Raw genomic sequence first — 14917 nt, forward strand, 5'->3', positions numbered from 1 at the left:
CTCTCAACTTCGCCTAGACATGCAACGCCTTGTACGACTTCTCCGGGCCCTGCACGTGGATTGCGGGCCCCTGGACCTGATCGGTTGTCGGCGGGATGCCCGTGACAAGCATGCAGGGTTGACGCAGCGTCAGGGTCAAGTCCGCCGGCAGATTCGCGTGTCGCGGATCGTCTACTCGCGCTCCTCCACCGCCACCCGATCCCCGCTGCGGCAGCGGCACATCCTCACCGAGGCCGGACTGCTGGTGCGGACCGAAGGCGTCGCCGAGGGGCTTCCACGACCTCGCCGCCAACGACCCCTGCCGAAGCGTCCAGCTAAGTTACTCGCGGGTGCCGCCAACGGCTGTAAGGAGGTTCCTCAACCTCGGGGGGCCCGCGGCACCGCCCGGCGTCCCGGCGGGCACGGTAGAAGGGGTGGGGTCGCGTTCGGGTGCCGGGGGCCGGTGGTCGCCGGGAGCGCGCTCGTGTTGAGGGGGTGCGGCAGCGTGCGGTGCTCCCGGGAAGGGCGGTCGAGGGGATGCCAGTCGCGTTCGGGGTGCTGGGGCCGGTGGCCGCCTGGGACGCCGCCGGGGGCGCGATCGCGCTGAAGGGGCCGCGGCACCGCGCGGTGCTGGCCCGGCTCATCGTCGCCCGTCGCCGCGTCGTCCCGGTCGGCCGCCTGGTGGAGGACCTGTGGGAGGAGGATCCGCCCCCCGGCGCGGTGGGCGCGGTCCGCACCTTCGTGGCCGCGCTGCGCCGCGCGCTGGAGCCCGAGCGCGCGCCCCGCTCCGCGCCCACGCTTCTGGTCACCGAGGGTCCGGGCTACGCGCTGCGCCCCGAGCCGGGCACGGTGGACGCCTGGCGCTTCGAGCGGGAGGTGGCCGCCGCCGCGACGCTGCCGCCCGCGGACGCGCTGGCCCGGCTGGAGGAGGCGCTGGGGTGGTGGCGCGGCCCCGCCTACGCCGACTTCGCCGACGAGCCCTGGGCCCACGCGGAGCGATCACGCCTGGCGGAGCTGCGACTGCAGGCCGCCGAGCGCCGCGCGGAGGCCCACCTGGCGCTGGGCCTGGCGGCACGGGCCGTGCCCGATCTGGACGCGCACGTGGCCGAGCACCCCTGGCGGGAGGACGCCTGGCGCCTGCTGGCCCTCGCCCTCTACCGCGCCGGCCGTCAGGGCGACGCCCTCGCGGTGCTGCGCCGCGCCCGGACCCTCCTGGTGGACCAGCTCGGCGTGGACCCGGGCCCGTCCCTGCGGCGCCTGGAGCGTGACATCCTCCACCACGCCCCGCACCTCCTCACCCCCACCCCGCCGGACCAGGCCATCCCGACCACCCCGACCACCCCGGCCGGCGCCTCCCCTTCTCTGGAGCGCCCGGTGGCCCCGGGCACCCCGGCCGGAGTCTCCCCCTCCCCGGAAGGCCCGTCGGACCCCGCCAACCCGGTCACCCCGGCCGGCGCCTCCTCCTCGCCGGAGGTCCCAGTGGATCCGGGCGCCCGGGGCGACCGGCCGGGGCCGCCCGATCCGGCGGAGGCGGCGGGGCGGGTGTGGGCGCGAGCGGCCGCGGCGTACGACCGGGCCGTGCCGTCCGGGGCCCGGGCGCGGCTGGAGTCGACGGTGAGCCTGCTGCGCAACCTCGCGGTGACCGGGGGCGGCGGGCTGGAGGCTGCCCGCGGGCACCGCGTCGCGGCCATCGCGGCGGCGCAGGAGATGGGCGACCCGCTGTTGACGGCCCGCGTGATCGGCGCCTACGACGTCCCGGCCATCTGGACCCGCTCGGACGACCCCGAGCAGGCGGCACGGGTCGTGGCGGCGGCAGAACGCACCCTGACCGCCCTCCCTCCCGGCGCGCCGGAGGCCGCGCGGGCCCGCCTGCTGGCCACGATCGCCCTGGAGTCACGGGGCACCCGAGCGGCGCGCGGCCCCGAGGCCGCCCGGCGGGCCGAGCGGATCGCCCGCGGGCTGGACGACCCCGGCCTGCTGGCGTTCGCCCTCAACGGCGTGTTCATGCAGACGTTCCACCGGGCGGGCCTGGCGCCGCGCCGGGACGACATCGGCGCCGAACTGGTCGCCCTGTCCGAACGCCACGGCCTGGTGACCTTCGAGGTGCTCGGGCGCCTCATCCGGCTGCAGGCCCGCAGCGCCCTCGGCGACTTCCCGGCGGCCGACCGGCACGCGGCCGAGGCCGGCCGCCTGTCCGCGCGCCACGAGCTGCCGCTGGTGGGCGTCTTCACCCGGTGGTACCGGGCGCTACGGCTCGCCGCGACGACCCCGCCGCCGGCCGCCGAGGCCGAGGCCGCCTACCGGGACGCCGCCGCACTCCTGGACGGAGCCGGCATGCCCGGCCTGGAACGCGGCCTGCTCCCGCTCGCCCTCCTGTGCCTGCGCCTGAGCCACGAACCCCCCTCTCGGGGGGACGAGCGCCCGCGTCCGGCGCCCGGGGCGCGGGTTGAGTGCGACGAGGGCACCGACTGGGGGCCGTATGAGCCGTGGGTCCGCCCTCTGGCGTCGCTGGCGCGCGGGCGCCGCGCCGAGGCGGCGGCGGCGCTGCGGAGGACGCCCGAGCCGCCCCGCGACCTGCTGTTCGAGGCGCTGTGGTGCCTGACCGCGCGGGCGGCCGTCGCCGTCGGCGATCGGGAGACCATGGGGCGCGCCTACGACGAGCTGGCGCCCGCGGCGGCGGAGCTGGCCGGCGCGGGCAGCGGCCTGCTCACCCTGGGCCCGGTCTCCACCCACCTCGACGCCCTGACCACCGCCCTGGGGCGTTCCCGGCGGTGACGCGGTCACAGGCCGAACGCGCCGCCCTCGGTGAGGATGAGCAGGCCGAGGCCGATCAGGACCACGGGGAGCAGGACGTGGCCCCACCGGGAGAGGGCTCCGCCGATCGCCGGGCGGGTGGCGATGAAGCGGCCGGCGGCGCACCACAGGGCGACCATGGCAAGGAAGACGGCCGCGTACACGCTCATGCCGCCCGCCGTGGCGGTGGCGAAGACGGGCACGTAGACGCCGATGTTGTCGCCGCCGTTGGCGAAGGTGACCGCGGCCACCTGGAACGCGCCCGGGGCCCCGCCGGCCGCGGGCTCGTCCGGCCCGTGCTCGCCGTCCGGGCTCCCCCGGTCGCGCCAGGCCTGCCAGGCGGCTTTGACCCCGAGGAGCAGCGGCAGCAGTCCCAGGTAGGCGAGGGCCGGCTCGGGCAGGAAGGTGGCGCCGAACGCCGCCGCGGCGGCCAGCGCCAGGATGGCGGCGAAGCCGAGGTACTGCCCGAGCACGATCGCGGCGGCGGCGCCGCGCCGCCCGGCGCCCCGGGCGAAGAACAGGGCGAGGATCACGATGTCGTCGATGTTGGTGACCGCGAACAGACCGGCCGCCTGGCCCACGATGCCCAGGTTCACCGGCCACCGCCCGGTTCATCGGCGAACGGCCCACCGGCGAACGGCTCACCGGCGATCAAGGGCCGTCGCGGCGGGGGGAGGGCGGCCGGCTCGCGCGGGGCGCGGGCTCGGGCCTGATGGTGGCGGCTCATCGGACCATGGTGGGGCCCAAGGCTCAGGCCGCCGAACCGCGCAGCCGGTCGGCCAGCTCCGCGTGGTCGGTGACGAACCAGACGTGCCTGTCTCGGTTGCACTCGCGGACCAGGTCGCGCAGGGCGGAGCTGGCCGCCGTGTGCCGGGAGACGTCGCCGACGACGGCCAGGCCACAGCTGTACTGCACGAACTTCTGCAGGATCTCGCCCGCGACGCCGGTGCGGAGACGGTAGAAGTCGGGGTGCAGGCGATCGGCTGGGACGGCCACCCAGGCGGCGCCGAGCGCACCGGCCTCGCCGATCAGGTCCACGGCGTCGCGGTCGCGGCGCAGCTTCTCGCCGTCCGCCGGGCACATCAGCACCGGCACGCCGCCGATGTGCTCCAGAAGGTCATGCATGGTGGGCTCCTACCTCTACTACCTGAACACTCCCTATGATACTCACACATAGGGAGCGATAGGGAGTGTGAGGGAAGGTAGGTCGTCACAGGGCGACGGTCATGCGGGAGTCGGCGCCGCGCCCGAAGCGTGGGTCGCCGCCCCTGATCAGGACGGAGTGCTCCCCGACGGTCGCCCGGTAGAGCCGGAACAGCGCCGGGGGCAGCAGTTCCTCGCCGGCGAAGCGCTTGGCGTCCGGCAGCCGGCTGTTGTAGACGTCCGCCGCCCGCTCCAGCTCCTCGTCGGGCACCTGGACGGCGGTGGCCGACATGTAGACCGCCTCGGCGCCGCCCACCGGGGAGTGGGAGTCGTAGATCACCATGCTGACCTGGGGCCGCGCGGCCAGGTTGCGCGAGTGACGGGTCTGGGGCGAGGACACCCAGTAGAAGTCGGTGAAACGGTCGGGCGTGAAGAAGACGGGGCTGACCCAGGGCGTCCCCGAGACGTCGGCGGTGCCCAGCGTCAGGTAGTGGTTGCCGGTGATCAGGCCGCGGGCGAGGTCGGCGAGCTCGGCCGTGATGGTGTCGGGGTCCATGGTTCCCGATCTTCCCCCGGGCCGCGGGTGTAGGCGTGTCCGGTTCACCCGCGCCGCAGGAGCAGGGTGACGAAGCCCAGGACGCCCCGGTAGCCGTTGAGCCACAGGTCGCGGTGCTCCATGGCCATGGTGAGGGCCTGGTCGCCGTCGGGGCCGGGGTTGTCGGCGGCCCAGCGGGCCAGCGTGCCCGTCCACGACCACTCGTACTCGTCCCATTCGGCCGGCTCGCTGACGTGGCCGTAGACGGTCAGCCAGCCGCGGGCCTCGGCGGTCGCGACCGTTCCGGCCAGGTCGGCGTACTCCCCCAGCGTCTCGGCGAGCTCAGGCGCCGGCGGCCGCTCGTAGAACGCCTCGCCCACCAGGGCCAGCCCGCCGGGCCGCACCCGGCCGGCGACCGCGTCGAGGGTCTCCGTCAGCCCGCCGAAGGCGTGCGTCGAGCCGACGCACATCACCAGGTCGTACGGCTCGCCGGCCGGGAACCGGTCGGCGGGCGTCTGGTGCAGCGTCAGCCGGTCGGACAGCCCTCGTTCGGCGGCGGCGCGCGCGGCGGACGCCACGGCCTCCGGCGAGATGTCCACCCCGTCGGCCGTCGACGCGGGCACCAGGCCGAGGGCGCGAAGCGACCATTCGGCCTCGCCGCACCCGAGGTCCAGGATGCGGGCGCCGGGAGCCAGGGCGGCCCGGCGCAGCAGCCGGTCGAGGTTGGCGTCGTCGACCGGGCCGGCGACGGGGTGGTCCTGGTGTGCGATGGCGCTGAGCGTCTGTCGGTCCATGGCGCTATGTTCCCAACGCCCGCAACGGCTTTTCGTACGGCGACGCCCACCCGGGGGCTCATCGCGGCGACGTGACCGCCCCGTCCGCCGCTCGGGCGGCCGGGTCGCCGGACCTGACCATGGTGGTCTCGATGCCGTCCAGCAGCACGGTGAGGCCGATGGTGAAGACGTCCTTGGCCTCGCGCTCCAGGTAGGGCGCCTCCCCCTCGGCGGGCGGAGGGCCGGCGGACTGCTCCAGCCAGATCGAGGCGGGGAACCGCTCGGCGAAGTCTGGCGCGACCTCCTCCAGCACGCCGGAGCGGGAGTACCACCAGTCGTCGTCGGACACGCCGGTGGCGCTCGCGGCCTGCCGGGACTCGGCGATCATCTGCGCGGAGCCGCGCACGTAGTGGAACAGCGAGGCGACGACGCCGCGCAGCACCCTGCTCTCCAGGCCGGTCTCGCGCAGGATGCGCACCACCGTCTCGCGGACGGCGAACTCGTTGGGCCCGAGCACCGGGCGCGCCTGCGACACCAGCAGCACCCAGGGGTGGCGCAGGTAGAACGCCGAGAACTCCTCGGCCCAGGAGGTGACGGCGTCGCGCCAGCTCGGCTTGCCCTCGAACTCGGTCGGCACCTCAGACAGCGCCCGGTCGTACATGAGGTCGAGCAGCTCGCCCTTGTTGGGCACGTAGGTGTAGAGCGCCATGGCGGTGCGCCCCAGCCGCTCCCCCACCGCCCGCATGGACAGCGCCGGCATTCCCTCGGTGTCGGCCACCGCGATCGCCGCGTCGACGATCATGTCCACGCTGAGGCCGGGCTTGGGCCCCGGGCCGGTCCGCGCCTCCGCGCTCTTCTCCCTGCGCCAGAGCAGGGCCATCGACCGGCGCGCGTCGCCCCGTCCGGCGAAGACGACCACTTGCAACTCCTTACGGCATAAAGTAACTTTGCCGAGCTAACTCTTTACGCCATAAGGTTATCAGGAAGACGGTATGGGATCTCCTTCGACGAACGACCACCCGACCGCCGCCCGCCAGGCCGCCGACAGCCACGACATGATCGAGGTGCGCGGCGCCCGTGAGAACAACCTGGCCGACGTGTCCCTGGACATCCCCAAGCGCCGGCTGACCGTCTTCACCGGCGTTTCGGGCTCGGGGAAGTCCTCGCTGGTCTTCGGCACGATCGCCGCCGAGTCGCAGCGCCTGATCAACGAGACCTACACGGCGTTCCTGCAGTCGTTCATGCCGAACACGGGCCGTCCCGACGTCGACGCCCTGCGCAACCTGAGCGCCGCAATCGTCGTCGACCAGGAGCGCATGGGCGTGAACTCCCGCTCCACCCTGGGCACGGCGACCGACGCCCACACGATGCTGCGCATCATCTTCAGCCGCCTCGGCACCCCGCACGTCGGCACCTCCAGCGCCTTCAGCTTCAACAGCGCCGAGGGAATGTGCCAGAAGTGCGAGGGCATCGGCAGGGTGTCCGACATCGACGTCGCCCAGCTCGTCGACACCAAGCTGTCGCTCAACGAGGGCGCCATCACCGTCCCCGGCTTCGCCGTGGGCTCGTGGTACTGGCAGAACCTGGCCTCCTCCGGTTACGTGGACCCCGACGTCAAGCTGAAGGACTTCACCCCGGCCCAGTGGGAGGACTTCCTGCACAGGCCCGCCACCAAGATCAAGCTCGGCACCATGAACACCACCTACGAGGGCCTGGTGGTCAAGGTCCAGCGGGTGTACCTGTCCAAGGACCGCGAGTCGGCCCAGCCGCACATCCGGGCGTTCATGGACCGCGCCGTCACGTTCACCACCTGCCGCGCCTGCGGCGGCGCCCGGCTCAACCCGGCGGCGCTCTCGAGCACGATCGACGGCTACAACATCGCCGAGTGCTCGGCCATGCAGATCAGCGACCTGGCGAAGTTCATCGGCGGCATCGGCGACCCGTCGGTGGGGCCCATGCTCGGCGCGCTGCGCGAGACCCTCGACTCGCTGGTGGAGATCGGCCTGGGCTACCTCAGCCTCGACCGCGAGTCCGGCACGCTGTCCGGCGGCGAGGCCCAGCGGGTCAAGATGGTGCGCCACCTCGGCTCCAGCCTGACCGACGTCACCTACGTCTTCGACGAGCCCACGGTCGGCCTGCACCCGCACGACATCCAGCGCATGAACGACCTGCTGCTGCGCCTGCGCGACAAGGGCAACACCGTGCTGGTCGTCGAGCACAAGCCCGAGGTCATCGAGATCGCCGACCACGTGGTCGACCTCGGCCCCGGCGCCGGCACCGCCGGCGGGCGGGTGTGTTACGCCGGGGAGGTGGCGGGGCTGCGCGCCTCCGGCACCCTGACCGGCCGGCACCTGGACCACCGGGCCCGGCTGCGCGAGCGGGTGCGGCGGCCCGCCGGCCACCTGCCGATCACCGGGGCCAGCCTGCACAACCTCAAGGACGTCAGCGTCGACATCCCGCTCGGCGTGCTCACCGTCGTCACCGGCGTCGCCGGGTCGGGCAAGAGCTCGCTGATCCACGGCTCGCTGCCCGGCCGCGAGGGCGTCACGGTGGTCGACCAGTCGGCGATCCGCGGCTCGCGGCGCAGCAACCCCGCCACCTACACCGGGCTGCTGGACGCCGTCCGCACCGCCTTCGCCAAGGCCAACGGCGTCAAGGCCGCTCTGTTCAGCGCGAACTCCGAAGGCGCCTGCCCCAACTGCAAGGGCATCGGCCTGGTCTACACCGACCTGGTGATGATGGCCGGGGTCGCGTCGGTGTGCGAGCAGTGCGAGGGCAAGCGGTTCACCCCCGAGGTGCTCACCTACAAGCTGCGCGGCAAGGACATCAGCGAGGTCCTGGCCATGTCGGTGGCCGAGGCGCGCGACTTCTTCACCGCGGGCCAGGCACGGGCCGTGCTGAACCGCCTGTCCGACGTCGGCCTGGGCTACCTCAGCCTGGGCCAGCCGCTCACCACCCTGTCCGGCGGCGAGCGGCAACGGCTCAAGCTGGCCATCAACATGGCCGAGAAGGCCTCCGTCTACGTGCTGGACGAGCCGACCACCGGCCTGCACCTGGCGGACGTGGACCAGCTCCTGGCCCTGCTCGACCGGCTCGTCGACGACGGCAACACCGTCATCGTCATCGAGCACCACCAGGCCGTGATGGCCCACGCCGACTGGATCATCGACCTCGGCCCCGGCGCCGGCCACGACGGCGGCCGGGTGGTGTTCACCGGCACCCCCGCCGACCTGGTCTCCGGCGGCGATTCCCTCACCGCCCGTCACCTGAGCGCCTACCTCGGCCGCCCCTGAGCGCCGGCCGCCGCAGGACCGGCCCACGACCTGGAGGACTCCATGGGTGACCTGCCCGTCTCACTGATCACCGTCACCGCCGTCAGGCGCCTCACGCCGCGCATGGCGAGGGTCACCTTCGGCGGCGACGCCTTCGCCGCCACCATCGGCGGCGAACCCGACCAGCAGGTGAAGCTGTACTTCCCCCGGCCGGGCCAGACCGTCCCCGTGCTGCCCGAGCCGGGCCCCGACGGCGACCTGATGCGCTGGTACGCGGCCTACAACGCCATCCCCGCGGACGAGCGGCCGTGGATGCGCAGCTTCACCGTCCGCGCCCACCACCCCGGGGAGCGGACCGTCGACATCGACTTCGTGCTGCACGGCGACGCCGGCCCGGCCTCGCGGTGGGCGGGGTCGGCCACGCCCGGCGACACGCTGGGGGTGTTCGGCCCGTCGGCCTACTTCGCCAGGCCCGAGCCCCTGAGCGGCTCCATCGCCGCGGCCGACTGGGTGCTGCTGGCCGGGGACGCGGCGGCGCTGCCCGCCATCGGCACGCTGATCGAGGCGCTGCCCGAGGGCGCCCGCGCGGTCGCCTACGTCGAGGTCGCCGACGCGGCCGAGGAGCAGCGGTTCGACACCCGGGGCGACGTCACCGTCCACTGGCTGCACCGCGGCCACGTCCCCGCCGGGCACGGCGACGCGCTCGTCGACGCCGTGCGCGAGGCGCGGTTCCCCTCCGGCTCGATGTTCGCCTGGCTCGGCGGCGAGGCCGGCGCGGTACGCGCGCTGCGCCGCCACCTCGTCGGCGACCGCGGCGTCGCCAAACGGGCGATCGACTTCACCGGGTACTGGCGCCCGCGCATGACCCAGGACGACGCCCCGACCGAGGACGACCTCGCCGAGGCCCGGGAACGCCTGGCGGACGCGGCCGCCCCCGGAGGGAACGCCTGATGATCATCGAAGCGCACGGCCTGCGCAAGACCTTCACCACCAGGCGGGGCCGCGGCAAGCCCGAGCAGGTGGAGGCGGTCAGGGGCGTCGACCTGTCCGTCGAGGCCGGACACGTCTTCGCCGTGCTCGGCCCGAACGGCGCGGGCAAGACGACCACGATTCGCATGCTCGCCACCCTCATCCCGCCCACCGCCGGCACCGCCCGGGTCGCCGGCCACGACGTGGCCGCGGAACCCGCCGAGGTCCGCCGCAGCATCGGCTACGTCGGCCAGGGCGGAGGGGTGGACGAGAACGCGCCAGGACGCGCCGGGCTCGTCCTGGCCGGGCGGCTCGGCGGCATGACGCGCCGCCGCGCCGAGGAACGCGGCGAGGAGCTGCTGGCCGCCTTCAACCTGACCGAGCTCGCCGAGCGGCCGATCAGGACGCTGTCGGGCGGCCAGAAGCGCCGCTTCGCGCTGGCCATCGGCCTGGTGAACCGGCCGCCGCTGCTGTTCCTGGACGAACCGACCTCCGGCCTGGACCCGCAGAACCGGGCCAACCTGTGGGAGGAGGTGCGCTCGTTGCGCGGGCAGGGCACCAGCGTGCTGCTCACCACCCACTACCTGGAGGAGGCCGACGCCCTGTGCGACCGGCTGGTCATCATCGACCACGGCCTGGTCGTCGCCGAGGGCGCGCCCGAGGAGCTGAAGAAGCAGGTCGCAGGGGACGTCGTCACCCTCAGACTCCGCCACGGCGACGCCGGGCCCGCCCGAGCCCTGCTGTCGGCCCAGCCGTACGTCCGGGAGGTCCGCGCCGAGGAGGAGACGCTGCGCGTCTACCTCGACGACGGCGAGCACGGCCTCCCGCCCCTGCTGCGCGCCCTGGAGGACGGCGGCCTGCCGATCCAGTCCATCTCCCTCGACCGGGCCACCCTGGACGACGTCTTCCTGCGCCACACCGGACGATCCCTCCGCGACGCGGACTGACCGACAGGAACCCCCGTGCTCCGACACACCGCGCTGTTCCTGGACTACGAGCTCAGGCAGACGCTGCGCAACCCCGTGTGGCCGCTGTTCGGCCTGCTGCAGCCGGTGATGTACCTGCTGCTGTTCGCCCCGCTGGTGGCGAAGACGACCGTCGGCGGCACCATGGCCGACACCCTGAAGCTGTTCACGCCGGGCGTCATGATGATGATCGCGCTGTTCGGCTCGCTGTTCGTCGGCTTCGGCATGATCAGCGAGATTCGCAACGGCTACCTGGAACGGCTGGCGGTCAGCCCGGCCTGGCGCCCGGCCATCGTGCTCGGCCGCACCCTGCGCGACATGGTCGTGCTCGTCGTCCAGGCGCTGGTGGTGGTGGCGCTGGCGTGGCTGATGGGCATGCGGGCCAGCGTCCCGGGCCTGGCGGTGATGCTGCTGTTGATGGCCGCCACCGGCCTGCTGGCCTCGGGGCTCTCGTACGGCATGGCCCTGGCGCTGCGTGACGAGAACGGGATGGGGCAGATCATGCAGTTCTTCGCGCTGCCGGTGATCCTGCTCACCGGCATCATGCTGCCCATGTCGCTGGCGCCCGCCTGGATGCAGGCCGTCGCCAACTTCAACCCGCTCTACCACGCAGTCGAGGCCGGCCGGTCGCTGTTCGACGGCGACTTCGCCGACCCGTCGATCCCGCTGGCCTTCGGCCTCACGCTGGCGCTGGGCGCGCTGACGATGACCTGGTCGGTCGCCTCGATGCGCAAGCTGGCAGGCTGAGGACGGAACGACCGGGCCGGTCGTCCGGCCGGTGTCGAGAACGCGCCGGCCGCTCCGACCCATCCGCGAGAGGCACCCGGATCCGTGGTGCCGGAACCGTGAGGACCAGTCACGTGAAGTACATGCTCATCATGCAGATGAACCCCGTCGTCTGGGACGCCCTTCCGCAGGAGCGGCGCGAGGAGGTGATGAGCGCCCACGAGGGGTTCATCAAGCTCATCCAGGACTCCGGCGAGATGGTCGGCAGCAACGCGCTCGGCGCGCCCGCCGACAGCGTCACCGTCCGCGGGCGCGAGGGGGGCCCGGCCGTCACCGACGGCCCCTACGCCGAGGCCAAGGAGTACATGGGCGGCTACTACCTGGTGGAGTGCGCGAGCAAGGAACGCGCGGTGGAGCTGGCGTCGCTGATCCCCGACACCGGTGTCGACGGCATGGCCGTCGAGGTGCGACCGGTGATCTTCTCGACCGGATCGGCCGTGTGAGCACCGGACGGCCCGCGGTCCGGCAGGGGCGCCGCGGGCCGGCCGAGGCCGTCATGACCGCGGCCGGAACAGCTCGCCCGCGGAGGCGACGGCCAGGCCGAGCACCGCGAGCGTCAGGTTCGCGTACAGCTCGTACCCGGCCAGGGCGTCCACCCGGCTGACGATCTGGCGGTGGAAGAAGTTCAGGAAGATCCCGAAGAAGGGCTGGGCGGCGAGGTGGTCGATCGCGCCGCTGACGCCCTGCAGCATCATGACGAACCCGATGACCTCGACGGTCTTTCGCATGCCCGAACGCTAGAAGCCGGGGCCGCGGCGGCGGATCGGCCGCCGGGATGGACGGCGGCGACCATGGTGGCCGCTCGGGGACGTGCGCCGATACCGAGGTAGCGGGCGCCGCGACTTCGGTATCGGCGGTGCTCGGGACGGGTGCCGGAGGCTCGCGGGGTCCGTAGGCTCGGGGCGTGAACGCCTCCGCCTCGCGGCGCGGCCCGCGCGACTGGGCCGTGGACGTCGCCCTGTTCCTGCTCGCCGCCTTCTACGGGCTGGTGATGACCGTCATCCGCGTCGAGGAGGGGCAGCTGCCGCCGCAGTGGCTCTTCAACCTCGACCAGGTCGCCGGCGTGCTGGGCTGCGCCGCGCTGTGGCTGCGCCGCCGGTGGCCGGTCGGGCTGGCCGTGGTGCTGCTGGCGCTGTCGACCTTCTCCGAGCTGGTGGCCGGGGCGATGCTGGTGGCGCTGTTCACGGTCGGGGTGCACCGGTCGCCGCGCACCGGCTTCGTCGTCTACGCGCTGAGCGTGCTGTCGGCGCTGGTCTACGCGGTGGTGCGCCCCGAGCCCGATGTCCCGGGCGTCCTGCTGGTGCTGTTCGGCGTCGCGGTCCAGGGCGCGATGGTCGGCTGGGGGCTGTTCGTGCAGCACCGGCGCCGGCTGGTGGTGTCGCTGCGCGACCGCGCGGCGCGCGCCGAGACCGAGGCGCGCCTGCGCGCCGAGCAGGCCCAGCACCGCGCCCGCGAGCAGATCGCCCGTGAGATGCACGACGTGCTGGGCCACCGGCTGTCGCTGCTCAGCGTGCACGCCGGCGCGCTGGAGTACCGTCCCGGCGCCCCGCCCGAGGACGTCGTCCGCGCCGCCAAGGTGATCCGCGAGAGCGCCCACCAGGCGCTGCAGGATCTGCGCGAGGTCATCGGCGTGCTGCGGGCTCCGGTCGGCGAACTGCCGCAGCCGACCTTCGCCGACGTCCACCAGCTCGTCGCCGAGTCCGCCCGGGCCGGCATGCGGGTCGGCCTGCGCGAGGAGACCGGCGGCGCCGTCCCCGACGGCGTCGGCCGCACGACCTACCGCATCGTGCAGGAGGCCCTGACCAACGCCCGCAAACACGCCCCCGGCGCCGAGGTGAGCGTCCGCGTGGCGGGCGCCCCGGGCCGCGGGCTGAGCGTGGAGATCGGCAACACCGCCCCCGCCGGGGCCGGGGCCGCCGGGACGGGCGCCGGCCAGGGCCTGGCAGGCCTGGCCGAGCGGGTCGCGCTGGCCGAGGGGCGGCTGGAGCACGGGCCCACCGCCGCGGGCGGGTGGCGGCTGGCGGCCTGGCTACCGTGGACGGCATGACCACCCCGGAGCCTCGCGCGGTCACCGTGCTGATCGTCGACGACGACCCGCTGGTACGCGCCGGGCTGGCGATGATGCTCGGCGGCGACCCCGAGATCCGCGTGGTCGCCGAGGCGGGCGACGGCGCCCAGGTGCCGCCCCTGGTCGACCGGTTCGCCCCCGACGTGGTGCTGATGGACGTCAAGATGCCGGTGGTCGACGGCCTGGCCGCCACCGAGGCCCTGCGCGCCCGCCGCGACGCCCCCGAGGTCATCATGCTGACCACGTTCGACGCCGACGAGCACGTGCTCCGGGCGCTGCGCGCCGGCGCCGCCGGGTTCCTGCTGAAGGACACCCCGCCCGGGGAGATCGTGGCCGCCGTGCGCCAGGTCGCCCTCGGCCATCCGGTGCTGTCCCCCGCCGTGACCCGCCGGCTGATCGCCCGGGTGGCCGGCACCGACGACGACCGGCGCCGCGCCCACGCCAGCGACCGCCTCGCCGTGTTGAACGCCCGTGAACGCGAGGTGGCGGTGGGCGTCGGCGAGGGGCGGTCCAACGCCCAGATCGGAGCCGTGCTGCACCTCAGCGTCCCGACGGTGAAGACGCACGTGTCCAGCATCCTGGCCAAGCTGGACCTCAACAACCGCGTCCAGATCGCCCTTCTCGCCCATGACGCGGGTCTGCTGGGCGAGCCGGAGTGAGGGCGCCGCGAGCGGCCGGTCCCCGGCGATCCGGCCGGCCCTGATGGGGGGACGCGGCTGACTGGGAGTGGCACACCCTCCTCACCACGACAAATACCACTTACCGTTGTCAAATGGACAGCGACAACCTGCTGGGCCAGTTCCTTCGAGCCCGGCGCAATGTCACCACTCCACAAGAGGCGGGGATGGTCTCCTCCAGGCCCCGCCGGACCCCCGGCCTGCGCCGGGAAGAGGTCGCGCTGCTGGCGGGGGTCAGCAACGACTACTACATCCGGCTGGAGCAGGGGCGTGAGCGCAACCCCTCCGACCAGGTGCTGAGCGCTCTCGCCCAGGCCCTCAACCTCGACTTCGACGGCGTCGAGCACCTGTACCGGCTCGCCCATCCCGGCGTGCGGCGACCGGACACCGGCGACCTGCCGGAGCAGGTCAGCCCCAGCCTCGTCCGGCTGATGAGGAGCTGGCAGAACAGCCCCGCCTTCGTGGTGGGCCGATGGATGGACGTCCTGGCGAGCAACCCGCTGGCCGACGCCCTGTACGGAGGGCTGTCGCACACCGACAACTGCCTGCGAATGATCTTCCTCAGCCCGGTGTCGCACGACTTCTACGGCGACTGGGAGAAGGCGGCGTCCGCCAAGACCGCCGCCCTGCGCCAGGCGGTGGGCGCCCACCCCCACGACAGGGTGCTGGCCGGCCTCGTGGCGGAGCTCTCCGAGAAGAGCGAGGAGTTCCGCCGCCTGTGGGAGCGCCACGACGTGCGGTCCAGGGTCAACGAGGTCAAGGCCTTCCATCACCAGCAGGTCGGCAGGATGAGCCTGACCTGGGAGGTCTTCACCGTCAGCGGCGCCCCGGGCCAGCAGCTCCACGTCATGTCCGCCGTCCCGGACGGCACCTCGGAGCGGGCCCTGGCGACCCTGGGCGACATCGTCGACGGGACCGTGCCCGACCCCCACGACGTCCTGCTCGGCTGAGCGCCCC

15 protein-coding genes are annotated in these 14917 nt (G+C 73.7%); 9 read left to right on the forward strand and 6 right to left on the reverse strand.

The features are described 5' to 3' along the window. Positions 1–516: 516 nt before the first annotated feature. Positions 517–2754 (forward strand): BTAD domain-containing putative transcriptional regulator, encoded by a 2238-nt coding sequence (locus tag PYR91_RS11005; RefSeq protein WP_279779450.1) that lies wholly within the window; start codon positions 517–519, stop codon positions 2752–2754. A gap of 5 nt (positions 2755–2759) precedes the next feature. Here the strand turns inward: PYR91_RS11005 and PYR91_RS11010 are convergent, their stop codons facing one another. The 5 genes from PYR91_RS11010 to PYR91_RS11030 all read right to left on the reverse strand — a co-directional run bounded on the left by PYR91_RS11010 (position 2760) and on the right by PYR91_RS11030 (position 6142). Further along, positions 2760–3368: a cadmium resistance transporter gene (locus PYR91_RS11010; RefSeq protein ID WP_279779451.1), complete on the reverse strand. Its 609-nt coding sequence runs from the start codon at positions 3366–3368 to the stop codon at positions 2760–2762. Positions 3369–3522: 154 nt separating this feature from the next. Next, positions 3523–3897, reverse strand: coding sequence for a DUF4180 domain-containing protein (locus PYR91_RS11015; RefSeq protein ID WP_279779452.1), 375 nt, complete (start codon positions 3895–3897; stop codon positions 3523–3525). A gap of 85 nt (positions 3898–3982) precedes the next feature. Beyond that, complete coding sequence (locus PYR91_RS11020; protein ID WP_279779453.1) at positions 3983–4471, reverse strand: pyridoxamine 5'-phosphate oxidase family protein; 489 nt, start codon at positions 4469–4471, stop codon at positions 3983–3985. Positions 4472–4515: 44 nt separating this feature from the next. Next, on the reverse strand, positions 4516–5244 hold the full coding sequence (locus PYR91_RS11025; RefSeq protein ID WP_279779454.1) for a class I SAM-dependent methyltransferase: 729 nt from the start codon (positions 5242–5244) through the stop codon (positions 4516–4518). 58 nt (positions 5245–5302) lie between these two features. Continuing rightward, complete coding sequence (locus PYR91_RS11030) at positions 5303–6142, reverse strand: TetR/AcrR family transcriptional regulator (RefSeq protein ID WP_279779456.1); 840 nt, start codon at positions 6140–6142, stop codon at positions 5303–5305. Positions 6143–6215: 73 nt separating this feature from the next. On the opposite strand from PYR91_RS11030, the gene PYR91_RS11035 reads away from it, so the two are divergent. The 5 genes from PYR91_RS11035 (at position 6216) to PYR91_RS11055 (ending at position 11658) form a co-directional block, all read left to right on the forward strand. Continuing rightward, the gene (locus PYR91_RS11035) at positions 6216–8516 is read left to right on the forward strand and encodes an excinuclease ABC subunit UvrA (RefSeq protein WP_279779457.1); all 2301 of its coding nucleotides are present in this window, start codon (positions 6216–6218) and stop codon (positions 8514–8516) included. Positions 8517–8558: 42 nt separating this feature from the next. Next, positions 8559–9446 (forward strand): siderophore-interacting protein, encoded by an 888-nt coding sequence (locus PYR91_RS11040; protein WP_279779459.1) that lies wholly within the window; start codon positions 8559–8561, stop codon positions 9444–9446. Then, complete coding sequence (locus tag PYR91_RS11045) at positions 9446–10411, forward strand: ATP-binding cassette domain-containing protein (RefSeq protein WP_279779461.1); 966 nt, start codon at positions 9446–9448, stop codon at positions 10409–10411. The genes PYR91_RS11040 and PYR91_RS11045 overlap by 1 nt, the downstream gene beginning before the upstream one ends. 15 nt (positions 10412–10426) lie before the next feature. Then, the gene (locus tag PYR91_RS11050) at positions 10427–11176 is read left to right on the forward strand and encodes an ABC transporter permease (RefSeq protein ID WP_279779462.1); all 750 of its coding nucleotides are present in this window, start codon (positions 10427–10429) and stop codon (positions 11174–11176) included. A 122-nt stretch (positions 11177–11298) separates the two neighbouring features. Then, positions 11299–11658 (forward strand): YciI family protein, encoded by a 360-nt coding sequence (locus PYR91_RS11055; protein WP_279779918.1) that lies wholly within the window; start codon positions 11299–11301, stop codon positions 11656–11658. 51 nt (positions 11659–11709) lie between these two features. Here the strand turns inward: PYR91_RS11055 and PYR91_RS11060 are convergent, their stop codons facing one another. Continuing rightward, entirely contained in the window at positions 11710–11943 is a 234-nt protein-coding gene (locus PYR91_RS11060; protein ID WP_279779464.1) for a hypothetical protein, read from the reverse strand. A gap of 176 nt (positions 11944–12119) precedes the next feature. Here PYR91_RS11060 and PYR91_RS11065 point away from each other — a divergent pair, with 176 nt between their 5' ends. From PYR91_RS11065 to PYR91_RS11075, 3 genes are all read left to right on the forward strand, one after another. Next, the gene (locus PYR91_RS11065) at positions 12120–13262 is read left to right on the forward strand and encodes a histidine kinase (protein ID WP_279779465.1); all 1143 of its coding nucleotides are present in this window, start codon (positions 12120–12122) and stop codon (positions 13260–13262) included. Continuing rightward, positions 13259–13942: a response regulator transcription factor gene (locus PYR91_RS11070; RefSeq protein WP_279779467.1), complete on the forward strand. Its 684-nt coding sequence runs from the start codon at positions 13259–13261 to the stop codon at positions 13940–13942. Before PYR91_RS11065 ends, PYR91_RS11070 begins: the two co-directional genes overlap by 4 nt. 113 nt (positions 13943–14055) lie before the next feature. After that, a complete protein-coding gene (locus PYR91_RS11075) occupies positions 14056–14910 on the forward strand; it encodes a helix-turn-helix domain-containing protein (RefSeq protein WP_279779469.1) in 855 nt (284 codons plus the stop codon). Positions 14911–14917: the final 7 nt, after the last annotated feature.

Origin of the sequence: Sphaerisporangium sp. TRM90804 (assembly GCF_029846175.1) — a bacterium.
In the GTDB taxonomy this organism is placed as follows: Bacteria; Actinomycetota; Actinomycetes; order Streptosporangiales; family Streptosporangiaceae; genus Sphaerisporangium.